18 protein-coding genes are annotated in these 21,778 nt (G+C 47.7%); 13 read left to right on the top strand and 5 right to left on the bottom strand.

The genetic code is table 11. The features are described from left to right. Positions 1 to 21 precede the first annotated feature (21 nt). The 3 genes from SPD80_RS06090 (at position 22) to SPD80_RS06080 (ending at position 2,747) form a co-directional block, all read left to right on the top strand. Positions 22 to 651 (top strand): ATP-dependent Clp protease proteolytic subunit, encoded by a 630-nt coding sequence (locus tag SPD80_RS06090; RefSeq protein ID WP_320605106.1) that lies wholly within the window; start codon positions 22 to 24, stop codon positions 649 to 651. After that, positions 651 to 1,952, top strand: a complete 1,302-nt coding sequence (gene clpX, locus SPD80_RS06085; protein WP_320605104.1) for an ATP-dependent Clp protease ATP-binding subunit ClpX — start codon at positions 651 to 653, stop codon at positions 1,950 to 1,952. Before SPD80_RS06090 ends, clpX begins: the two co-directional genes overlap by 1 nt. A gap of 240 nt (positions 1,953 to 2,192) precedes the next feature. Then, positions 2,193 to 2,747: a hypothetical protein gene (locus SPD80_RS06080; protein WP_320605102.1), complete on the top strand. Its 555-nt coding sequence runs from the start codon at positions 2,193 to 2,195 to the stop codon at positions 2,745 to 2,747. Positions 2,748 to 2,777: 30 nt separating this feature from the next. Here the strand turns inward: SPD80_RS06080 and SPD80_RS06075 are convergent, their stop codons facing one another. The 5 genes from SPD80_RS06075 to SPD80_RS06055 all read right to left on the bottom strand — a co-directional run bounded on the left by SPD80_RS06075 (position 2,778) and on the right by SPD80_RS06055 (position 6,970). After that, a complete protein-coding gene (locus tag SPD80_RS06075; RefSeq protein WP_320605100.1) occupies positions 2,778 to 3,368 on the bottom strand; it encodes a thymidine kinase in 591 nt (196 codons plus the stop codon). 73 nt (positions 3,369 to 3,441) lie between these two features. Beyond that, entirely contained in the window at positions 3,442 to 4,407 is a 966-nt protein-coding gene (locus SPD80_RS06070; protein ID WP_320828955.1) for a phosphatase PAP2 family protein, read from the bottom strand. Position 4,408: 1 nt separating this feature from the next. Then, positions 4,409 to 5,272 carry a TatD family hydrolase gene (locus tag SPD80_RS06065; RefSeq protein ID WP_320828954.1) on the bottom strand — a complete coding sequence of 288 codons (864 nt, stop codon included), beginning with the start codon at positions 5,270 to 5,272 and terminating at the stop codon, positions 4,409 to 4,411. 8 nt (positions 5,273 to 5,280) lie between these two features. After that, the gene (locus SPD80_RS06060) at positions 5,281 to 6,021 is read right to left on the bottom strand and encodes a tRNA threonylcarbamoyladenosine dehydratase (protein ID WP_320828952.1); all 741 of its coding nucleotides are present in this window, start codon (positions 6,019 to 6,021) and stop codon (positions 5,281 to 5,283) included. Further along, positions 6,014 to 6,970 carry a putative ABC transporter permease gene (locus SPD80_RS06055; protein WP_320828951.1) on the bottom strand — a complete coding sequence of 319 codons (957 nt, stop codon included), beginning with the start codon at positions 6,968 to 6,970 and terminating at the stop codon, positions 6,014 to 6,016. Before SPD80_RS06055 ends, SPD80_RS06060 begins: the two co-directional genes overlap by 8 nt. Before the next feature lie 204 nt (positions 6,971 to 7,174). Between SPD80_RS06055 and SPD80_RS06050 the strand changes: the two genes are divergently transcribed. The 10 genes from SPD80_RS06050 to SPD80_RS06005 all read left to right on the top strand — a co-directional run bounded on the left by SPD80_RS06050 (position 7,175) and on the right by SPD80_RS06005 (position 21,754). Beyond that, positions 7,175 to 9,862 carry a valine--tRNA ligase gene (locus SPD80_RS06050; protein WP_320828949.1) on the top strand — a complete coding sequence of 896 codons (2,688 nt, stop codon included), beginning with the start codon at positions 7,175 to 7,177 and terminating at the stop codon, positions 9,860 to 9,862. A gap of 11 nt (positions 9,863 to 9,873) precedes the next feature. Continuing rightward, the gene (locus SPD80_RS06045) at positions 9,874 to 10,584 is read left to right on the top strand and encodes a 5-formyltetrahydrofolate cyclo-ligase (RefSeq protein ID WP_320605904.1); all 711 of its coding nucleotides are present in this window, start codon (positions 9,874 to 9,876) and stop codon (positions 10,582 to 10,584) included. Positions 10,585 to 10,628: 44 nt separating this feature from the next. After that, the gene (locus SPD80_RS06040; RefSeq protein WP_320828947.1) at positions 10,629 to 12,296 is read left to right on the top strand and encodes a formate--tetrahydrofolate ligase; all 1,668 of its coding nucleotides are present in this window, start codon (positions 10,629 to 10,631) and stop codon (positions 12,294 to 12,296) included. A 33-nt stretch (positions 12,297 to 12,329) separates the two neighbouring features. Beyond that, positions 12,330 to 12,965 carry a cyclodeaminase/cyclohydrolase family protein gene (locus tag SPD80_RS06035; protein WP_320828945.1) on the top strand — a complete coding sequence of 212 codons (636 nt, stop codon included), beginning with the start codon at positions 12,330 to 12,332 and terminating at the stop codon, positions 12,963 to 12,965. A 24-nt stretch (positions 12,966 to 12,989) separates the two neighbouring features. Continuing rightward, entirely contained in the window at positions 12,990 to 13,844 is an 855-nt protein-coding gene (locus tag SPD80_RS06030) for a bifunctional 5,10-methylenetetrahydrofolate dehydrogenase/5,10-methenyltetrahydrofolate cyclohydrolase (RefSeq protein WP_320828944.1), read from the top strand. A 10-nt stretch (positions 13,845 to 13,854) separates the two neighbouring features. Continuing rightward, positions 13,855 to 14,427 (top strand): GTP cyclohydrolase I FolE, encoded by a 573-nt coding sequence (gene folE / locus SPD80_RS06025; protein WP_320605911.1) that lies wholly within the window; start codon positions 13,855 to 13,857, stop codon positions 14,425 to 14,427. A gap of 4 nt (positions 14,428 to 14,431) precedes the next feature. After that, positions 14,432 to 15,847, top strand: coding sequence for a bifunctional folylpolyglutamate synthase/dihydrofolate synthase (locus tag SPD80_RS06020; protein ID WP_320605912.1), 1,416 nt, complete (start codon positions 14,432 to 14,434; stop codon positions 15,845 to 15,847). Positions 15,848 to 15,931: 84 nt separating this feature from the next. Continuing rightward, on the top strand, positions 15,932 to 16,363 hold the full coding sequence (locus SPD80_RS06015; RefSeq protein WP_002563437.1) for a zinc ribbon domain-containing protein: 432 nt from the start codon (positions 15,932 to 15,934) through the stop codon (positions 16,361 to 16,363). 538 nt (positions 16,364 to 16,901) lie between these two features. Further along, positions 16,902 to 19,745, top strand: a complete 2,844-nt coding sequence (locus tag SPD80_RS06010; protein ID WP_320828943.1) for a hypothetical protein — start codon at positions 16,902 to 16,904, stop codon at positions 19,743 to 19,745. A gap of 248 nt (positions 19,746 to 19,993) precedes the next feature. Then, positions 19,994 to 21,754 carry a 1-deoxy-D-xylulose-5-phosphate synthase gene (locus tag SPD80_RS06005; RefSeq protein WP_320828942.1) on the top strand — a complete coding sequence of 587 codons (1,761 nt, stop codon included), beginning with the start codon at positions 19,994 to 19,996 and terminating at the stop codon, positions 21,752 to 21,754. Positions 21,755 to 21,778 lie beyond the last annotated feature (24 nt).

Below are 21,778 nucleotides of genomic sequence, written 5' to 3'. Positions count from 1 at the left end.
TGCATTAGAAAGGGGAATTGCATGTTCACTCCTACCAATACGCCACTCATTCCTTACGTCGTCGAGCAAACTCCGCGCGGCGAGCGTAGCTATGACATCTATTCGCGCTTGCTTAACGACCGCATTGTGTTTTTAGGGGAGTCTGTTACGCGTGATTCTGCCAATTTAGTAATTGCTCAGCTGCTTCACCTGGAAAGCCAAGATCCCGATAAGGACATCTCTTTGTATATTGATTCTCCTGGTGGCGATGTATATGCAGGTTTGGGCATTTTAGACACCATGAACTTCATCAAGCCTGATGTATCTACCATTTGTGTTGGTATGGCTGCATCGATGGGTGCCGTTTTGCTTGCGGCTGGTGCCAAGGGCAAGCGCTTTGCACTTCCTAACTCCATGGTGCTCATCCACCAACCCAGCTCTGGTGCTCAAGGCCAGCAAACAGATATTCAGATTGTTGCAGATGAGACCAAGTATATTCGTGAGCACCTTAATGGCTTGCTTGCAGGCTTTACTGGCCAACCTATCGAGACAATCAATGCTGATACTGAGCGTGACAACTATATGCGTGCTCAGCAGGCAATGGAGTATGGTCTGGTAGACAAGGTCATTACTTCTCGCAAGGAAAGCGCTCACACTTCCGAGGAGCGTTAATGGCAGACTTTGACGGTATGGGTATGGACTCAGAGATGCACTGCTCGTTTTGCGGTAAGTCACGCAGCCAGGTGCGTAAGCTCATTCAGGGTCCTGGCGGTGTATTCATTTGTGATGAGTGTGTTGCCGCATGCAGTGACATTATCTCTGAGGCAGATGAGTTTGTCTCAGAGTCACCCGAGAGTGAAGAGGCGCCTGAGCTGGCTCCGCTCATTAAAAATTTGCCAACCCCACACGAGATTTATGACGAACTCTCTCAGTATGTGATGGGCCAAGAAGACGCTAAGCGTGCCATGAGTGTAGCAGTATACAACCACTATCGCCGCGTTATTGCTGGCGATGATGTGTTAGAAGAGGGTGAGGAGGAAGTAGAGCTTGCAAAGAGCAATATCTTGCTCCTTGGTCCTACCGGCACTGGCAAAACACTGCTTGCGCAAACGCTCGCTCGCTTCTTGGAAGTGCCTTTTGCAATTGCCGATGCTACCACCCTTACTGAAGCGGGATATGTGGGCGAGGATGTTGAGAATATCCTGCTTAAGCTCATTACTGCTGCTGATGGTGATGTAGAGCGTGCCCAGGTAGGCATTGTCTATATCGATGAGATTGATAAGATTGCTCGTAAAGCAGAAAACCTGTCTATTACGCGTGATGTATCTGGTGAGGGCGTCCAGCAAGCATTGCTTAAAATCCTTGAGGGAACTGAGGCAAGCGTGCCACCCCAGGGTGGTCGTAAGCACCCTCAGCAAGAGCTCATTCACATTGATACCACCAACATCTTGTTTATTTGCGGCGGTGCGTTTGTTGGCTTGGATAAGATTGTTGCAGATCGTATTGGCAAGAAGGGCGTGGGCTTTAACTCCGAGGTAGCCACTAAGGTAGAAGACTCACAAGATGAGCTCATGAGTGAAGTTACGCCTATGGACTTACATAAGTTTGGCATGATTCCCGAGTTTATCGGTCGTATTCCAGTCATTACCTCCACCCGTGAGCTGCGCGAGGATGACCTGGTAAAGATTTTAACTGAGCCTCGAAACGCCATTGTTAAGCAGTATTGTCGTATGTTTAAGCTTGAGGGTGTTCAGCTTGAGTTTGAACCCGAGGCACTACGTGCCATTGCTCGTATGGCGCTTAAACGTGGTACGGGAGCTCGTGGTCTTCGTGCTATTTGTGAGGCAACCTTGCAAGATACCATGTTTAACATTCCCGATGATCTTACTATCGAGAAGGTCGTGGTAACTGAAGGCGCGGTTGATGGCTCTGAGCAACCACAGTTCATTACGGCAAAGAAGAACCGCAAGTAAGTACTTTACAACAGCTCGGTTTGTACGATAGATACACACTGGATTCCCTGCATGGCACGGTAAGAAGTGCTATGCAGGGTTTTTTGTTGTGCTGCACAGCTGTGTGGCTTTACAGCTGCATATAAGAAAGCTTAGAGCTTTGTAAATAAAGCTCTTGTTTATGAGCAGAGGTTTGCTTAGGTATAAATTACTGTGTTATAAAAATTATAGAGCGGCTACTTCAATAAGAGCGGATTGCTTATGTCTGTGCCTACTTCTACGCCTCAACCTCAGCAGCTTACGTCCAAAGGGTCATTGCTTATTAAGATTGCTATTCCCGTGTTTGCGGGAATGGGGTTTGGACTTCTTTCTTTAATACAATACATCACCTTTGTGCCACACTTCCATAATGGCCTTATGATTGCTTCGGATGTTTGCGATGTGTGTGCGCTTCTGTGTATGTTTAGACTAACTGCAACATTGCGTATAAGAAAAGTATTCCGTGTGCTTATATACCTCATCTTAGTATGTCTGACGGTTGCTTCTTTTTGGAGCAGTTATGCCCTCTTAACAGTTCAGTGGCGTCCAGCTACGCATTTTGAATACCAAGAAAAAACCTACTACTATGCTCCTGAAGGTTTTGTAAGTAAAAGATTTGATATATACGAGCAAGATAGTACTTTTACGATGACCAAAATTGGGAAGTATAACGGACGGATTGATAGCACAGCCACCCTTACTGAACAGGAAAAAGCAACAATTCTTGAGGCAGCTCACAAAGAACAATCTCCTGCCCCTTTAGAGTACATTCCCTAGCCATCCTGATATGTTTTGTGACGGCCTTAGTTACGCAAGGTCAGCAATGCGATAGTAACAATCAGCACAAACAGATTTGTATGTTACGTCTGCTTGGTCATCAATCTCTACCTGCTTGCCCTCAAACGAGGGATTGCCGTTAACATAACGCATGTTAAAGGTGGCTTTTTTGCCACAAGAACAGATAGTTTTGATTTCTTTAATATCATCTGCAATTTCTAACAGGCGTGTGGCACCAGGAAAACCGACAGTTTTAAAGTCAGTACGCAGGCCATAACACATAACAGGGATGCTTTTAGTATGTGCAAAGATATGCAGTTGGTTGACTTGTTGGGGAGTTAAAAATTGGCACTCATCCACCAAGACACAGGCAATCTTGGTATTGCGTTTCTCAAAAAGTGAGGCAAGAACGTCTTGCATGTTGTCTTCGCGGTGAATGAGACAATCAACGGTGCGCAGGGTGCCTAGCCTACTTATTACGGTGTTATCACCCTTGGTATCTACCGAGGGCTTGAGTACTACAACGTGCATACCGCGCTCTTCATAGTTGTAAGCAACTTGTAGTAAAGAGGTTGATTTTCCGCAGTTCATAGCACCGTAGGTAAAGTACAGCTTAGCCATTAAGAAATCCTTTGCTCAAAAATGTTTGTTGCGCTATACGCGCTTTGTAGTTGCCCTGAAATCTTCTTATCTATTATCGCGCATCTGTGGTGTGCTGTGTTTGACGCTTTTCTATGTATTGGGTAAGCGCAGGACCACCCGCCATGCCAGCCACTACCAGCAAAAAGCCTGTACAAAACTTATAAAGAAAACCAGACTGTGTAAGAATCTTAAGAGGTAGCAAAATGCCTACATAACAAGAAGCAATAAGACCAAGACCGCATATAACGCGCAAAATAATCTGACGCTTGTTAGAGCGATCAATGGTGAAGTTTACAAAGTTTTTCTCGGCCCACCAAGAGACGCCTAGACCCGCTAAAAGTCCTGCGGTAGTAAAGGCATCCTTTTGCATCTCTACCACATTGATAGTTGTGGCAATTCCCTGAATTGGATACGGTTTGAGCACGGTATAGAGCATAAGAGCAAGTGCAACAAACATAAACGTGAGGGCAACCGTAAGGGGAGCGGTAGTTTTTTGCTCCATCCAGCTGAGTAGCCGTGAGCTCAGCCACAAAGAAAGGATGCCAACAGTCATGCCTACCAGTACATCCTGTGGTGTATGCACACCAAGGATATTGCGAGAAAAGGCTGCAAGTACTATAAGTGTTCCAGCAAGAGGCAACACCCATACGCCAAGATGGCGATAATACCAACCCGCAGCACCAAAAATAGAAGCAGCGGTTTGGCTGTGTCCACTGGGGAAGGAATACCCTGTGGCACCACCAAGTGCTGCAGGGGAGGGGTGAATATCTGCAGAGCGCAACCACGGGCGCGGCACACAAAAGAAATCTTTAAGCGTTTGGTTGATGTTATTGCCTACGGCAAAACTTGTCAGTACGTACCAACCAGCTCGTTTATCTACACACCAATACAGCGTTGCTACTACTATGATGGCAGCAGGTCCTACCACTATAGAGGTTATAAAGTTAAAAAAGCTATCTAACGTGGGGCCAATGCCTTCGCGGAGGTTTTGTAGCCACAAAAGATAGGCAATATCCATCTTATTCACCCCCTACAGCGCTTGCAAAAACGTTGGCAGCATTGTGAGCGAGTTGCGCTTGGAGCGCAAGTGCTTCCATGTTGCGAATGCGCGCGATGTGCCTGATAGTTTGTGTAAGCGTATCTGCGATTTCTTGGGCCGTAAGGTTAGTGTGGTGGGGCGCTGGTAAATCGGTTTCGGTAAGGAGCTGCTTGACAGGGATTTGTCGGGCATATTCACGGCCTCGTTTGGTAGCAAGCATCATAGGGTTTATCGAGAATAAGCATCCGTTAGTAACAGCTGTATGGAGGGTGTCACTGGGGCCGCTGTACCAATGGAAGATGCAGCTGCAACTGCTCAGTGCACCAGTTTGTTTAAGGATGGCTAGAACTTCTGGGGCGGATTGTACGGCATGGATGGAAAGCACACGACTTTGTTTGTTTGCTTGTGAGGCACGTGCGGCTGCATGACACAGTTGTGTAAACGCGGCAATTTGCTTGTCTTTGGAAGTAAGGTCTACATGCTTGGGAGAAAAATCAAGGCCAATTTCTCCTATAAAGCGGTGCTTTGCAATGAGCAAACAAGCAGTGTCTATGTCTGATTGACTTATGGAGCCATCCGCAATCCACCAGGGATGTGCACCAATGCCAATACGCACGTTGGATGCACAGGTTTTGTTGGCAGCTTGCATCTGTGTGGTAAATCTTTGGGAACTTTGTGGGGTAACAGGCACTGCAAAAAATGCTAGATGGAGGCGCTGGGCGTCGGTAACCATACGAGTAGGATTGTCACACAAATCCAGATGCAGATGCATGTCATACAGCGCATACGGTGCGCAAGACCAATCAGGCAGATGAGTTGTTTGTAAGGTGGCTGAAGTGGTCATAGCTGCTCTTATCGGTGTTTGGTTTGGTCATTTACTAAACCAGTAAGGTCACAAATAACACGGCTGGCAAGCATGTGCCCCATGATGGGTGGAATGTAGCTCATAGTGCCAAGGATGGAGCCTTTATCTATTTGGCCATTACCATCACCAAGGGCAGGCAGGGGTACTTCATCAGAATAAAGAACCTGCAACTTACGAATGCCACGCTTTCTGCATTCCTTGCGCATAATACGTGCTACGGGACATATAGTGGTTTTCTCGATAGGAGCAAACTGAAGGTGCGTGGGATCAATTTTGTTGGCACCACCCATAGAGCTTATTTCGGGAATCATATGCTCTTGACACCAGCGTGCGAGCGCCAATTTTTGAGAGATGGTGTCTATAGCATCTACAAGGTAGTCAGGGCGGGGAAGGGTATCTAAAACTTCTTCCACTGCTTTGGGCAAAAACGCATGCACCGTATGCACCTGTGCAGCAGGATTAATGTCGTGGATAAGGTTTGCCATAACGTCCACCTTGGCACGACCTACGGTGCTGTGAAATGCCACGGCTTGACGGTTGATATTGCTCAGCTCTACCGTGTCTCGATCAAGCAGGATAAAGTTGCCTACTCCTCCGCGTGCAAGGGCTTCCGCACAGTTGGAGCCCACGCCACCAATGCCTACGATCATGACACAGCTGTGGGCAAGTGTGGCAAGGGCTTCCTCACCCATTACAAGCATCAAACGCGTTAGTGCAGGATTATTCATGGTGTGGTCCCTGAGTAATAGTGAGGTTTTGGAATCGGGCGGCGATAAAATCATCAGTGTAGTTTGCGTCTACCCACGTCTCAAAGCTGTTTTGTGCCGGAATGCCCTTATCGCGTGCAACCTTACGTCCAAAACACATGGCAGTCATAAAGATATCTGCAGCTAAATACAGGGCAAGCAGTGATACAAAAACAACCTGACGACGCGTGGTTGCCATACCAATGCGGTAGAGCAAATCGGGCATGATGATGCACGTCCAGGCAAGACCCAATACGCCCCAAAAGAACAAAAAGCGCCAGGCAACCCATTGGGTAATGTGATCTGGAAGATGGATATACGTCCAGCTAGAAGCATGGAAAAACGTTTCCATGCTCCAGCCAGTAAATTGCTCCAAGCTCCCGCCAACTAACACAGATACAAAAAAGATGGCCATAGGGCTGGCATTACGGCGGCGCAATCTCCAACAAATCATGGTAAGCAGCGTAGCGCCAAAGCCATAAAGAGGAGAAAACGGTCCCCAGACCAAACCCACACGGCTTTGCGTAAGACCAGCCGTAAAAAACATCCACAACTCTTCGAGGATCAATCCCGCAACGCTTCCCAATAAAAAGATAATAACAAGATGGTAAGGCTCAAGTTTCATATAGGATAAGTAGGCCTCACGCGCACGGTCTACCGAGTGCTGGATAGCATCACGCTGTTCGCGCGAGAGGTGCTTTTGTCCCGTGCGTAAGCTTGCGATAATACCATGCTCTCGACGGGTCTTCTCGGCTTGTGCTACATAGGCTCTAATTTGAGCAGCATACTGGGCTTCTACAGGCATGTCTTCGCCTACCATGTGGTAGACGGATGTGCCATGTCCCAACCAAGAAATAAAGCGGCGGACAATAGCAATAAGTACCCTCAATACGAGTAATACTACAAAGAGTGATATAAGGGCAAGTAACATAAACAGCTCCAGAGATGAGAAAACAAGATGTTATTGTCTCACATACGTTGAGGCTGTGGTCTTCTTGCAGTAAAACGCATAGCTCCATCATGCGTGCGTACCTGTGCGCGTCAGCGTGCTATCCTGCTTGTTATACTTGTTTATTCACAGCTATGCTGTCAGGTTGTTGTTGGATAATCACACCAAGAGAGGGCAGAGTGTATCGTGGAAGAAATGCCTAAATCGTACAATCCACAAGTAAGTGAGCCAGAGCTTATTCAGAAATGGATTGATGCCGGTTGCTATCGGCGGAGTAAGGGTGTGGGGGACTGCACCGTGGTGATTCCGCCACCCAACGTTACGGGCATTTTGCATATGGGTCACGCAATGGATGACTCCATTCAGGATACCTTTGTTCGCTACAACCGCATGCGTGGTCGTTCTACGCGCTGGATTGTAGGTACAGATCATGCTGGTATTGCAACGCAAACCAAGGTGGACAAAAAGCTTAAGGCTCAAGGCGTTTCTCGTCTGGAACTTGGTCGTGAGAAGTTTTTAGAGGCATGCTGGGATTGGACGCATGAATACGGTGGAACCATCCTTAACCAGATTAAGCGTATGGGCTGCTCGGTAGACTTTGAGGATGAAAAGTTTACGATGGCGCCTGAGTATGCGCAGGCTGTTCGCAAGGTGTTTGTTGAGTGGTACCACGATAAGCTCATCTATCGTGGTAAGCGTATTGTTAATTGGTGCCCCCACTGCCACACTGCTATTTCTGATGATGAGGCAGAATATCGTGATGAGAAAGGTCATCTGTGGTATTTGCGCTATCCTCTTACCGAGCCCGTGGATGGTATTGAGTACATTACCGTTGCTACAACTCGTCCAGAAACCATGCTGGGAGATACTGGTATTGCGGTTTCTCCGTCTGATTCAGATAAACAAAAACTGGTAGGCAAGACCGTTATGCTGCCTATTGTTAACCGTGAAATCCCCATCTTTGCAGATTGGCATGTTGATGCTGGCTATGGTACGGGATTTGTTAAGGTAACGCCTGCTCATGACCCCAATGACTTTGCCATGGGCGAGGCTCATGGCCTGCCTAAGATCAATATTTTTGACGAGACGGCTCATGTAGTAGACGGCTATGGTGACTTGAGCGGTTTGGACCGCAATGAGTGCCGCACTGCCGTGTTGGATTGGTTTGAGAGCCATGAGCTTTTGGATCACGTTGAGAATCTTGAGCATTCAGTCATGCACTGCTATCGCTGTGATACCACATTGGAGCCTTGGCTCAGCGAGCAGTGGTTTGTAGCTGTCGATAAACTCAAACAGCGTGCAACAGAAGTTGTCAAAAACGGTGAGGTTACCTTCCACCCAGACCGTTGGACACAAACCTACCTCACGTGGATGGAAAATCTTAAAGATTGGTGCATTTCTCGCCAGCTTTGGTGGGGACATCGTATTCCGGTGTTTTACTGTGATGACTGTGGCTGGCAGGATGCTCTGATGGAGGACACCGATGTGTGTCCCAAGTGTGGCAGCCATCATGTTCACCAGGATGAAGATGTTCTGGACACCTGGTTTTCCAGCCAGTTGTGGACCTTTGCTACGCAGGGTTGGCCTCATGATACCAGCCAACTTGCAGAGCATCATCCTACCAAGGTGCTCGTAACAGCACGTGACATTATTGCTCTGTGGGTTGCTCGCATGGTTATGAGTTCACTGTACTTTACGGACGAGATTCCCTTCCATGATGTGTACATCTATGCCACCATTTTGGCCAAGGATGGCAGCCGCATGTCCAAATCAAAGGGCAACGGCGTGGATCCTATGGAACTTATGGACAAGTATGGTGCCGATGCCATGCGCTTTAACTTGCTTACGCTTATTACTACCAATCAAGACGTCAAGTTTGATGCCAACATAGATAAAAAGACAAAAAAGCTTATTGACTCACCCCGTACTGAGCAAGCCAAGGCTTTTGTTACCAAGATTTGGAATGCGAGCCGCTTTGTGCAAATGAACCTGAGCGACTATGTGCCTGGTCCTGCACAGGCTCAAACGCCTGAGGATGCCTGGATGCTGTCGCGCTTGGCGCGTACAGTTGCGCAAACTACCAAGCAGCTGGAAGCCTATGACTTTGGTGAGTATGCACGCTCCATTCAGTCCTTCTTCTGGAACGAGGTATGTGACTGGTATATTGAGCTGTGTAAAGGTCGCTTGTTGGATGGTACGCCTGACCAACGCTTACAAGTGCAGCGTAACCTCGTATATGTGTTGGACGTAAGCTTGCGCATGCTTCATCCTGTGATGCCCTTTGTTACCGAGAAAATTTGGGATGCTTTGCCTGCTTCTGGCTTGGACGCTCATGATGCTTCGTTTTTGATGCTGGCTGCCTGGCCCGAGCCTTCTTCCTTGGAAAGCTTTATCAATGATGAGGCCGAGAATAACTTTGAGCTCGCTCGTCGTGTTATTTCCAGCGTTCGCTCTACGCGTGCGCGGTATCGCTTGTCGCCTAAGGCCGAGCTTGCCGTTACGGTCAAAACTTCCGCAGATGAGCTTGGGGCACTTAAGGCGCAGCATGACTTTGTTTGTCGCGTTGGCCGCGTAAGCGAGCTTACGCTTACCGTGGATGCAACAAAGCCTGCTGGTAGCGTAACGGTGGCAGATGGTAGTTTAGAGATTTACGTTGCCCTTGGTGGGTTAGTAGACCTTTCTGCAGAAGCAGCTCGTCTTCAAAAGGAGCTTGCTGGTGCTCAAAAGACCTATGCGTCCGTTGCAAAAACCCTGGCAAATGAGGCATTTGTGTCTAAAGCAGCTCCCGAAGTCATTGCCAAAAAGCGTAGTCAGGCAGCAGAGCTTGAAGCCACCATTGCAACACTTAAAGCCCAGGTAGCAGACGTAAGCTAAGAGGTATGAGGGTGAACGAGCGCACATCTTTTATTCCAAAGTGCAAGCAATCCTTGCGCAATGAGGCTTGCGTGCGCCGTTCATCTTTTGTTGCTGCTGATCGTGTGCGAGAAGATGCCGCTATTACTGCGCAGGTACTCGCTTTGCCTGAATGGCAACAAGCGCGTACGGTTTTTGCCTATGTGTCTTTGCCAAAGGAAGTCTCTACTGTTGCACTTATCAAGACTGCTTGGCAACAGGGTAAACACGTAGTCTTTCCTCGCATGGATACAGATACAAAGCGTTTGATGTGGTATGAGCGCGCACCTCATCTTGACTATGAACAGCTTGCTTGCCAGGATGATTTGGCGCCCGCTGGCTTTAAACGCAGCGCTTTTGGCATTTGGGAGCCCGTTATACATGACGATGCTCCCATAGACGTAGGGCAGGGGTATCCAGAAATCCCAGGCGCGCGTCCTTTTGGTGGCATTGCAGCTTATAATCCTGTAAGCAACCCACAGCAGCTTGCCTTGGTACCGGGGTTGGTATATGACCAGCAAGGGTATCGTTTGGGATATGGCGCTGGTTGCTATGACAGGTTTTTATCGATATTTCCAGGTTTTAGTGTGGGTGTGGTTCATAGCCCCAATTGTATTGACAGCTTAGACAGCGAGCATTGCCTGACTAACAGGGATCTTCCTGTCCGTTGTGTGGTTTGTAATGAGCACGTAATCCGTCCCTAAGTTTTTTGTCCACGTTTGTCCAAAAGCACCAAGGAAGGTTTGCCATGGCTAAGACCGATATTGAGATTGCTCAAGAAGCGCAGTTATTGCCTATTTTTGAAGTAGCCAAGAAAGCTGGCTTGACCGAGCAGATGCTGGAGCCTTACGGATATACCAAGGCCAAGGTGGATATTCACTCACTTGCCGATAAACCCCAGAAGGGCAAACTCATACTGGTTACCGCCATTAACCCCACTCCTGCTGGCGAGGGGAAAACTACGACTTCCGTCGGCTTGGCGGATGCAATGAACAAGCTTGGTCACCATACCTTGTTGTGCTTGCGTGAGCCTTCATTGGGGCCCGTGTTTGGCATTAAGGGTGGTGCTGCGGGTGGCGGATATGCCCAGGTTGTTCCAATGGAAGATATTAATCTGCACTTTACGGGTGACTTTCATGCTATTGGCGCAGCTAATAACTTGTGTGCAGCCATGCTTGATAACCATATTAAACAGGGCAACACTTTAGGTATTGATCCTCGTCGTGTGGTTTGGAAGCGCTGCGTGGATATGAACGACCGTCAGCTGCGCAACGTAGTGGATGGTCTTGGTGGCATTGCGGATGGTATGCCTCGCCAAGATGGTTTTGATATTACCGTTGCGTCTGAGGTTATGGCGTGCTTCTGCTTGGCAACAGATTTGTTGGACCTTAAAGCACGTTTGGCACGCATGGTTATTGCCTATACCTACGATCGCCAGCCTGTTACCGTGGCAGACATCAACGCTCAAGGTGCTATGACAGCGCTGCTTAAGGATGCTTTTAAACCCAATTTGGTTCAAACGCTGGAAAATAATCCTGCGTTTGTTCATGGTGGGCCTTTTGCCAATATTGCTCATGGTTGTAACTCGGTGGAAGCAACTACGACGGCTCTTAAGCTTGCGGATTATGTGGTAACGGAAGCTGGCTTTGGTGCAGACTTAGGTGCCGAGAAGTTCTTGGATATTAAGTGCCGCGCTGCGGGTATTGCTCCATCTGCCGTTGTGTTAGTGGCAACGGTGCGTGCGCTTAAATACAATGGCGGTGTTGCCAAGGCAGAACTTACGCAAGAAAATCTTGCTGCGCTTGAGGCTGGTATGCCTAACCTCTTGCGTCATGCTCAAAACATCCGTGAGGTATATGGCTTGCCTGTGGTGGTTGCCATCAATGCATTTCCTACGGATACGCCGTCAGAGCTGGCATTGGTGGAGCAAAAGTGCAATGAGCTCGGCGTGCAGGTGGCTCTTTCTGAGGTGTGGGCTAAAGGTTCTGAAGGTGGTTTGAATCTAGCAAAAGAGGTGGTCCGCCTTTGTAATGAGCCTAGCCAGTTGCAGTATGCCTATGACACACAAGACAGTATTGAGCAAAAGCTTACTGATATTGCTACGAAGATTTACCATGCAGATGGCGTAGATTTTACTCCTGCCGCTACTAAGCAACTCAAGCAGCTAGAAGAGCAGGGTTTTGGTAATCTGCCTTTGTGTGTTGCTAAAACACAGTATTCTTTCTCGGATGATCAAACCAAGTTGGGTGCACCCACTCATTTCCGTATTACCGTACGTAACCTGCGAGTTTCTGCTGGTGCAGGCTTTATTGTGGCACTTACAGGCGATATTATGACCATGCCTGGCTTGCCTAAGATTCCTTCTGCCGAGAAGATTGATGTAACCAAAGATGGCAAGATTGTAGGTTTGTTCTAAACTTGCACGTAGGTGCTGGAGGATAATTTTTTGATGACACGTGTTACAGATTTGCGCTGCACAGACTATGTTCGTGCGGTAGGTTCAAAGCAGTCTATTCCTGGTGGGGGTTCGGTCACGGCATTAGTTGGTGCTCTTGGGGCCTCGTTGGGCTGTATGGCTGCATCGTTCACTAAAGGTAAACCTGCTTTTTCTCAGCATAACAGTCGTTTGGGTGAGCTTATTGAACAATTAGAAAACCAGGCGACGGATCTTATGCGGCAGGTGGATTGTGATGCCCAAGCTGTAGAGGCGCTCGCACAGGTATGGGCGTTACCCAAGTCTGATTCCACACGTGCTGCTCACATACAACAAGCAACGCTTAATGCCACAAGAGCGCCTCAGGCTATGATGCGAGAGCTTGTTCAAACCATTGTGGTATTAGAAGAAGTGTGTGGTATCTGCTCTCAGTTGCTTTTGTCTGATGTGGGAACAGGTGCTTTGTTGTGTGAAGCTGCCTTACAAGCAGCAGCGCTCAATGTCTTTGTTAATACGAGCTGCCTTGCAGATGACGTGCAGCGTGAGCACATTGAGTCTGAATGTGACGAGATTTTAGATCATTGGTTACCTCGTGCGCATGCCTTAGCAACTCAGGTGTGTTCGCAAATACGTACTCCTCGTTCACGCTAAGATAAATACAAAGAAGATACTGATATGACACAACTATTACGCGGCGCACCTGTCGCAAAACAGATGCAAGAACAAAGCGCTTCTCGTGTGGCGGCATTGGTTCAAGAAGGAATAATGCCTACGCTTGCCTTAGTACGTGTGGGTAATCGTCCGGATGATTTGTCCTATGAGCGCGGTATTCTTAAGCGTGCGGAGGCAGCTTGCGTTCAGGTACAAACTACCGTGTTGCCGCAGGATTGCACGACGCACGATGTGCTTGATGCTGTGGAAGCGGCTAATCAAGACCCCGCTATTCATGGGGTGCTGTTATTTCGTCCTATGCCAGAGCAAATTGATCAGGTGGCGGTTTGTGCTGCTCTTAATCCTCACAAAGATGTTGATGGCATTACGCAAGGTTCACTCTATGGTGTGTTTGCGCATGAACCAAGAGGTTTTGCACCATGCACTGCAGAAGCCGTTATTCGTATGCTTGACTTTTATGAGATTACACTAGAGGGTACCCATGCAGTGGTTATGGGGCGCTCACTGGTGGTAGGCCGTCCTTTGGCAGCGCTGCTGTTGGCGCGCAATGCTACAACTACGGTTTGCCATTCTAAAACACACCAAGCAGAACGGCTGTGTGCATCGGCGCAGCTCGTCATAGTTGCTACAGGACATCCACAGAGTTTCTCGGCAGTTGGTGCCAATCCCAATCAAGTGGTTATAGATGTAGGCATTACCTGGGATGAAACAACTCAATCGTTGGTGGGTGATGTAGATTTTGCCAGCGTAGAGCCTGTAGTAAAGGCGATTAGCCCCGTACCAGGTGGTATTGGCTCGCTTACCACCGCCGTGCTTATTGACCATGTTGTTACTGCTGCTGAGCGCAGCATTGCCTAGAGGATGTTGTATGGCTATAGATAAACCCCGTGTAGAAGCTGCTGTACGTGAGCTGCTGCTAGCAATTGGAGAAGACCCAGATAGGGAAGGCCTTGCGGGTACGCCAGATCGCGTGGCGCGTGCGTATGAAGAGCTCTTTGGGGGTATGGAAGAAAACCCTGCAGAACATTTGCTTAAACAATTCCACGAGCATGATAATCAAGAGATGGTTATTGTACGTGACATTCCTTTTTCTTCTATGTGCGAGCATCATATGCTGCCCTTTGTGGGGTGCGCACATGTTGCGTATATTCCACGAGAAGGGCGCATTACGGGTTTGTCCAAAATTGCGCGCTGTGTAAGTGGATATTCCCACCGTTTGCAAGTACAAGAGCGTTTGACTGCTCAGATTGCAGATGCACTGTTGGATACCCTTAATCCATTAGGAGTGTTAGTGGTGCTTCAGGCAGAGCATACCTGTATGACGGTGCGAGGCATTCGTGCAGCTGGATCAGAGACGGTTACGTCTGCGGTGCGCGGTTGTTTTAAAACCAATGCAAAAACACGTGAAGAGGCCATGGGTCTTTTGGGACTAAGGGGATAGGTGCATGAGCTATTCGCTCCCATTTGCTGTAACTGATTTTACCTATGACGAAGCGTGCGCTCATCTCCAGAGTGCCTTGCGTTTTGGTATTGAGCCCTTATTGGAAACTGTGCAGGACATGCTTGCAGAATTGGCCAATCCTGATCTTGCTTTTAGGTCCGTGCAGATTGCAGGCACTAATGGCAAGACGTCAACCGCGCGCTTTACCGCAGCATTGTTGCGTGGTGAAGGTTATAAAACAGCGCTGTACACGTCTCCTGAACTGGTGCAGTATACCGAGCGTATGGAAATTGATGGCAGGCCTGTGAGCCCACAAGATTTTGGTCATGGTATTGCTGCTGCAGCAGAGGCAGGTCGTCGTGTGAATGAACGTCGCCGAGCTGCTCATGTGCGCCCCTATGATATTACAGAGTTTGACACGCTTACCGTTGCTGCATGTGTTTTGTATGCCGAGAAGGGCGTGGAGGTTGCCGTATTAGAATGTGGTATGGGTGGCCGCTGGGATGCAACCAGTGCTGTTAAGTCCATTGACTCTGTTGCTATTACTGGTGTGGGTCTTGATCATACCCGCATTTTAGGAAGCACAGTAGAGGCTATTGCAAAGGAAAAAGCTGCCATCATCAAACCTGGTAGAACCTGTGTTTTAGGCGTGGGTACAGCAACACCAGCTTCTGTAGAAGACATCTTTTTACATCAGTGCACAGATGCCGGTGTCAGGCCCGTCTTATTGCGTCCTGCTAAGCCTAAGGATGCAGAAGGGGAAATGAATCCGGGCCAGCTGCGGACTCATAGTGATCTTCCGTTGGCTGAAGCTACGTATGACATTACGCACTATCCCAATAAAATTGGCGACACCGTGCTTGCACGTGTAACCACACCTTGTGCAACATATAGTAGTTTAGGTGCTCTTAAACCGAGTTATCAGGCAGCAAATTATGCCTGTGCTGTTGTACTGGCAGAGCTGTTTTTGGGTCATGCGCTGGATGAATCCACCGCAGAACGAAGTATTGTACAGTGTCCCACGCCAGGGCGCTTTGATTTAGTGCGTTCCTATCCACCTATACTTGTGGATGCCTGTCACAATCCGCAGTCAGTCCAAACGTTTTTGACGGCTGTGCGCGCCATTGCACCAAAGAGAGAAGATCGTCCACAGCTTTTGTGTGCAGTTCTTGCTGATAAGGATGTGGAGGGCATAGTAAGTTTGTTGGCTACAGAGTTTCCACAGATTTGCGTTACACAAACACATTCGCCACGTGCGCTGCCTGCCGCTGAACTTGCACAGCTCTTTGAGCAGGCAGGACATGCTCCTGCACAGGTCTTCTCTACGGTAGAGCAAGCCGTAGAAGCGTTGAAGGATACTACATGGATAGCATGTGGTTCCATTACCTTGGTAGGTGAAGTTGTTAGAATCCTGCGATAGAAGTGTTTGTAGAGTAATCTCTGCTAGAATCTTTGAGGAGCGCGCACGCGCGTTTGAAACCGTACAATAAAGGAGCACTTCCACATGTCTGACCTTATCAATCAGCTTATTACACCTGAAGTACGCATGGTCATTTATCTGATGCTCGCGTGCGTTGTTATGCTGTATGTTTTGTCGATTGTGTATGTTATTCGCGATGCACAGCGCCGTGGTGCGGAACCCTGGTGGCTATGGGCCATTATCTCAGTCATTCCCATTGTGGGCTTACTTGCTTATGTAATTTTGCGCCCAAGTAGCTATTTAGTAGACCGAGAAGAGCAGGATCTTGATATTGCTCTGCGCGAGCACCAGCTTTCTCACTATGGTATTTGCCCTAAGTGTGGTACGCCTATTGACCGCGATTTTATTGTGTGTCCTATCTGCAATACGCAGGTACGCAACGTATGTCCTACCTGTCACCGTCCTCTTAATGCGGATTGGAAGGTATGTCCTTACTGCCGTACACGTATCCAATAGGGGAGCTTGCTTTTTGAACGAGGACGTACTGCATGTGCTTGTTTTGCACATCAGTTTTTGCAAATCAGTACTAGTGTAGTTTTGTTATTACAGTTTTAACTAACAGAGCTTTATACAATATAGAAACGCAATGCCGAGAAGATTTTCTCGGCATTTTTATAAGTCGTGTAAGTGACTTTGTTTTATCTAGCTGACAATTTGGACGAACGTGTACCGTTTTGTACTGCAAAATACCACTGTTACTTGTAATAGTGGTATATCACACAGGAAAACAAAGATAAAACTATTGTTCATAAGAAAAAAATACATATAAACGCAATCAAAAGGTAGTGTATATAATCTTCATAAGTTCAATTTTTTGTAGTTCTAGTGTATGTACTCAAAAAATAATCAAACTTATATACCAGTAACAACGTTACATGTTATCCTCTATAGACTGTTTTTGACTTGAATTAGAAAATAATTCGAATCAGGGCAAGCGATACGAAGAAATATGCAATAACGTATATGATGCATGAGATGTAAGGATGGATTGATCTTGAGTAAGAAAATGAAGAAGTCTACGCAGGTAGTTGCCGTTGCAACAAGCGCAATTACGGTACTATCGTCCTTGCCAACTGGTGCTTTTGCACAGGGCGATACTACGGTTGCTTCTACGGTACCAACTTCGACTGTTGCCTCCGTAACTGATTCTGATGCCCCTAAAACACGTATTAATCGCGTGCCTGCTAAGAATTTGGCAGAGGCTCAAGCTACTTTGGATGAGGCAAAAGATTTTAGCGCTGCTGCACAAGCAGGCGTAAAGGGTGCTCAGCGTATCTATAATAGTGCTGTTGCTGAAGCGAAAGCCAAAGCAGCAAAGGCTGATTCTGCTGACAAAGCTGTTGATTCTGCTGACAAAGCCGGTGAAGCAGCTGTTAAGGAGCTCAAGGATGCTGCCAACAAGCAGTTTTCTGAATCTAGTGCAGCTGCGGGAAAAAGCAAGAAGGCTGTAGAAGACGCACACACACAGCTTACTCAGGCCCAGAAGCAACAACAGCAGGCTCAGCAAGAAAAGCAGAAGGCAGACAAGGAATTAGCGGCTGCTCAGAAAGATAATCCAGCGGGCACTCAGAAGCTTGATGACTTGAAGGCACAAATTGCCACTAAGGAACAAGAGCTTGCGAAGAAAACGCAAGAGCATCAGGCTGCGGTAACTCAACGCTACGCTACTCAAAAAGCTGCCAACCAAGCACGTTTAACACGCCTGCAAAAGCAGGATGATCTTGCAGAGGCTACTAGTAAATTACAATCCGCTGAAACGGCAGGCAATGAGGCAAAGGATTCTGCCGAACGACTGAAAAAGCTTTTAGACGAGGCAAAGGCAAAGGCAGGATCTCAGCAAAATCCAGAGGTTCAAAAGCAGCTTGATGAGGCAAAGAAGCTTGTTCAACAGCGTGAGGCAGAGCTTGCACAGGCAAAGCAAAAGCTTGATCAAAGTGAATGGGTGCTGGGCGATTCAAAAGCAATGGCCGACAAGCGCAAAACGGAGCTTGAGCAGGCTACTCAGCAGGTTAAGAACCAAGAGGCAGAGATTGCAAAAGCACAGGAAGCAATCGAGCAGCTGCGCGATGGGCTTGTGGGAGCAGATGAGCGTTGGGCAAATCTTCAGGCTTCTTTGCAAGATGCTCAGCAAAGGCATGAGGACGCTAAAAAGAAGCTTGTACAAGCACAGGCAAAAGCTTCAACGGCAGATCGTGATCTTCAAGATTTGTGGGCTAAGCGCGATGCTTTGACCAAACAGCGTGATGAGCTCAAGAAGAGCGCTAATGCTGGAACCAGTGAGACTAAGGAAGCAATTAAGAAGCTTGATCAGCAGATTGCCGAGGTTAATACACAAATTAAGACCAAGGAGTCTGAAAAGTCACTCGCTCGGAATAAAGTGACTGAATATGACAACCTTGCTCGTACTACAAACGAAGAAGTTGCCAATCTTACTAAGCAAGAAGAGTCTGCAGCTAAGAGTTGTAATTCTTTACAGTCTCGTATGGATAAGCAACAAGCCCAACTTAAGGCTGCACAAGAGAATCTTTCTCAGCTTCGCGATCAGCTCAAGAAGGCTGTTCAGAACCATGAGAATGCTCAGCAAGATCTTGCCAAGCAAGAAGGCTTCGTGAAGCAGGATCGTGCAAACCAGCAGAAGGCAGACCAGCAGCTTAAGGTTGCTCTTGCTCAGCGTGATGAGGCTCAGAAGAAGCTTGGCGCTGCTGACAATGCGGTGCAAGAGCTTCAGAAGGAATACGACAATGCTCTTAAGGAGTATGAGCGTCATGTGGTTGAAATACAGCAGCTTAAAAAGCAGCGTGATGAGCTGTCAGCTCAGTGTGAAGCGGCAATAAAGGATGATGATAAGTACACCCAGGCTGCTAAGAGCGCTGAAAAGGCGGCTTCTGATTTGGATGCTGCGAAGAAGAGCTTGCAGGCCGAGCTTACTGCTCTTGCCAAGCAGCGTGATGAGCTGGCTTCTGCTAATAATCGTCTTGCAAAGGCCTCTGCTCAGGTAGAAGAAGCTGTAAAGAAGCTTGCGGCTGCAAGTGCGGAGCTTACTAAGAAACAGTCTGCACTTGAGGACGCTAACAAGCAGCAAGCTGCAGTAGGCGAGCAGGTCAAAGCTGCAAAAGCTGCGGTAGCTCGTGTTGCATCATTGGATTGGAATACTGCAAAGAGCACAGACGGGGACAATCCCACGGCGTTTGAAAATATCAATAACCTTGTTAAGACGCTGCGCATGAATCGCCTTAAGGCTGATGCTGCTAAGCATGAGCACAAAGTTGCTCAGACTGAGCTTGCTGATGCGACAATTTTGTTTGATGAGGCACGACGTTATCTTGTAGAGGTGTTAGCAGATCAGGCTTGGGCGCAAGATCAGGTTAACCGCTTGATGCCTAAACCTCCCGTTACACCTTCCAAGCCAAGTACGACTATCAAGAATGGCACTACTGCTACTAAACCTGCAGCTTCAAGTCCTTCTCGTACGGCTACAAAGAAGGCTGCCGTAAAGGTTCCTAAGCATATGGCACGTTATGGCGTAGCCCAAGCAAGTAACACTGGTATGCCGTCCAATAGCGCGGCTTCTGCAGCTCCTACAGCTCCTACAGCTCCTACAGCACCTGCAGCTCCAGAAGCAGCCACTCCTTCTGTTCAGGACAAGAGCGCTTCCAAGCCTTCTGAGAAGAAGGATACCAATAAGCCCCAAACCAGCTCTCAGGCAAACAGCACCAATAGCGTTGCAAAGACTGAGAATAATGACACTATTCATAATGTCATCATTGCTCTGATTGCTGCAATTTTGGCGGGCAGCGGCTTATTCTTCCTGGCAAGGCGTCGTAAATCCGATAAATAAGGTTAGTAATTCCTTATCATATCGGGTTTCTCTACGGATAAGAAAAGGCTCTGCAGTGTAAGTAGAGCCTTACATACAAGAGTTCCCTCTCTCGGGCTAGAAGGTTTTCTTCTAGCCCGATTTGTTTTTAGCTAGTACGGAGGATTGTTGCATCTTTGTGATATGAGCTTGTGATGACATAAATACGGGAAGACTACTTTCGGCACGTCTATAGATGGCAATGTAATTTGAAAGGCGGGAAACCTTACATGATTATTGAAAACATTCATGGTCCCCAAGATGTCAAAGAGCTTCCTCAAGAAGAATTGCCTATGCTTGCACAAGAAATTCGCTCTGCATTGCTCACGCGCGGAAGTGTTCATGGTGGTCACTTTGGACCTAATTTTGGTTTTGTCGAGGCAACCATTGCATTGCATCGTGTGTTTAATTCACCTGTCGATAAGATCGTGTATGACGTCTCGCACCAAAGCTATCCCCATAAGATGCTTACGGGTCGTGTACAGGCATATCTTGATCCAGACCATTATGATGACGTGTCTGGCTATACCAATCCTGCAGAGTCAGAACATGATTTCTTTGAGGTAGGCCATACTTCAACTTCTATTAGCTTGGCACTTGGCCTTGCTAAAGCACGTGACCTTGCTGGTGGTAAAGAAAACATCATAGCGGTCATTGGTGATGGTTCCCTGTCTGGCGGAGAAGCCTTGGAGGGCTTGGATGTAGCAGGTGAACTTACGTCCAACTTTATCATTGTGTTTAATGATAACCAGATGTCCATTGCAGAAAACCACGGTGGCATGTATGACGAGTTTACGCGCTTGCGCGAATCACATGGTACCGATGGCCACAATGTCTTTCGTGCCATGGGCTTAGACTACATCTATGTAGAAGAGGGCAACACCATTGATTCTCTTATCGAGATTTTTGAGACGGTTCGTGATATTGATCATCCCATCGTAGTGCACCTCAACACCAAAAAGGGTAAGGGCTACGGCCCTGCAGAGGCAGACCCCGAGCATTGGCATTGGGCAAGTCCGTTTAATGTAGTAACGGGTGAGCAGCGTAGCTATAGTGGAGAAAGCTATGGCGCCCTCATGGGTGACCATCTAGAAAAACTCGCACAATTTGACAAGAAACTCTTGGTTGTTTCCAGTGCGGTACCTGGGATGATTGGCATGAATCCCGAGCGTCGCCAGCGCATGGGTCTTCAGTATATAGATGTTGGTATTGCAGAAGAGACTGCGGCTGCACTTATTTCTGGTGCAGCAAAGGGTGGCGCACATCCGGTATGGGCAAGTTCTGCCACGTTTATTCAACGTGCCTATGACCAGATGTTTCAGGATATTAGCATCAATGGTAATGCTGCTACGATTCTTGCTGGTAATGGGTCTGTATTTGGTGGTAATGATGTAACGCATTGTGCTTTGAGTTCTATTGCTATGGTCTCAAGCATTCCCGGTATGAAACATTTAGTACCGTCTAATGTGGAAGAATACCTTGCCATGGTGGATTGGTCTATTAAGCAGGATACAGAGCCCGTATACATTACTATTCCTGCTGGTCCTGTGGTACATGCTTCAGAAGATCAATGTGTGCGCACGGATTATTCCAAGCTTGCTTGGGAGCTTGTTCATGAAGGCTCTCGGGTAGCACTCATTGCAGTTGGTGATTTCTTTGGTATTGGTCTAAAGACTATCGAGAAACTCGCGGGAGTTGGTATTGATGCTACATTGGTAAAGCCCTTGTTTGCATCAGGCTTAGATACCGCAACGTTAGATGCCTTGGCACAAACACACGATGTAATTCTTACCATTGAAGATGGCATTGCAGATGGTGGCTTTGGCCAGCGTGTGTCCGCGTATCTAGGAGCCGATACCACAACTAAGGTTTTGGTGCGTGGCTTTGAGCGTAAGTTTTACGACCGTTTTAAGCCTTCTGATTTGCTTGAAGAAGCTCGTATTACTCCCGAGAAACTCACGGAAGACGTCCTAGCTGTCTTAGAAGACTAAGTAACGATAACAGCATATACCAAG

Origin of the sequence: Atopobium sp., assembly GCF_034113385.1 — a bacterium.
Classification (GTDB): domain Bacteria; phylum Actinomycetota; class Coriobacteriia; order Coriobacteriales; family Atopobiaceae; genus Atopobium.
The sequence above is the reverse complement of the archived record's forward strand: the minus strand, read 5'-3'. Positions and strand labels throughout refer to the sequence as shown.

Coding starts and splice junctions, on each gene's coding strand:
- SPD80_RS06090 (WP_320605106.1), top strand. CDS start 22: ATGTTCACTCCTACCAATACGCCACTCATTCCTTACGTCGTCGAGCAA.
- clpX (WP_320605104.1), top strand. CDS start 651: ATGGCAGACTTTGACGGTATGGGTATGGACTCAGAGATGCACTGCTCG.
- SPD80_RS06080 (WP_320605102.1), top strand. CDS start 2,193: ATGTCTGTGCCTACTTCTACGCCTCAACCTCAGCAGCTTACGTCCAAA.
- SPD80_RS06075 (WP_320605100.1), bottom strand. CDS start 3,368: ATGGCTAAGCTGTACTTTACCTACGGTGCTATGAACTGCGGAAAATCA.
- SPD80_RS06070 (WP_320828955.1), bottom strand. CDS start 4,407: ATGGATATTGCCTATCTTTTGTGGCTACAAAACCTCCGCGAAGGCATT.
- SPD80_RS06065 (WP_320828954.1), bottom strand. CDS start 5,272: ATGACCACTTCAGCCACCTTACAAACAACTCATCTGCCTGATTGGTCT.
- SPD80_RS06060 (WP_320828952.1), bottom strand. CDS start 6,021: ATGAATAATCCTGCACTAACGCGTTTGATGCTTGTAATGGGTGAGGAA.
- SPD80_RS06055 (WP_320828951.1), bottom strand. CDS start 6,970: ATGTTACTTGCCCTTATATCACTCTTTGTAGTATTACTCGTATTGAGG.
- SPD80_RS06040 (WP_320828947.1), top strand. CDS start 10,629: ATGGCTAAGACCGATATTGAGATTGCTCAAGAAGCGCAGTTATTGCCT.
- SPD80_RS06035 (WP_320828945.1), top strand. CDS start 12,330: ATGACACGTGTTACAGATTTGCGCTGCACAGACTATGTTCGTGCGGTA.
- SPD80_RS06030 (WP_320828944.1), top strand. CDS start 12,990: ATGACACAACTATTACGCGGCGCACCTGTCGCAAAACAGATGCAAGAA.
- folE (WP_320605911.1), top strand. CDS start 13,855: ATGGCTATAGATAAACCCCGTGTAGAAGCTGCTGTACGTGAGCTGCTG.
- SPD80_RS06020 (WP_320605912.1), top strand. CDS start 14,432: ATGAGCTATTCGCTCCCATTTGCTGTAACTGATTTTACCTATGACGAA.
- SPD80_RS06015 (WP_002563437.1), top strand. CDS start 15,932: ATGTCTGACCTTATCAATCAGCTTATTACACCTGAAGTACGCATGGTC.
- SPD80_RS06005 (WP_320828942.1), top strand. CDS start 19,994: ATGATTATTGAAAACATTCATGGTCCCCAAGATGTCAAAGAGCTTCCT.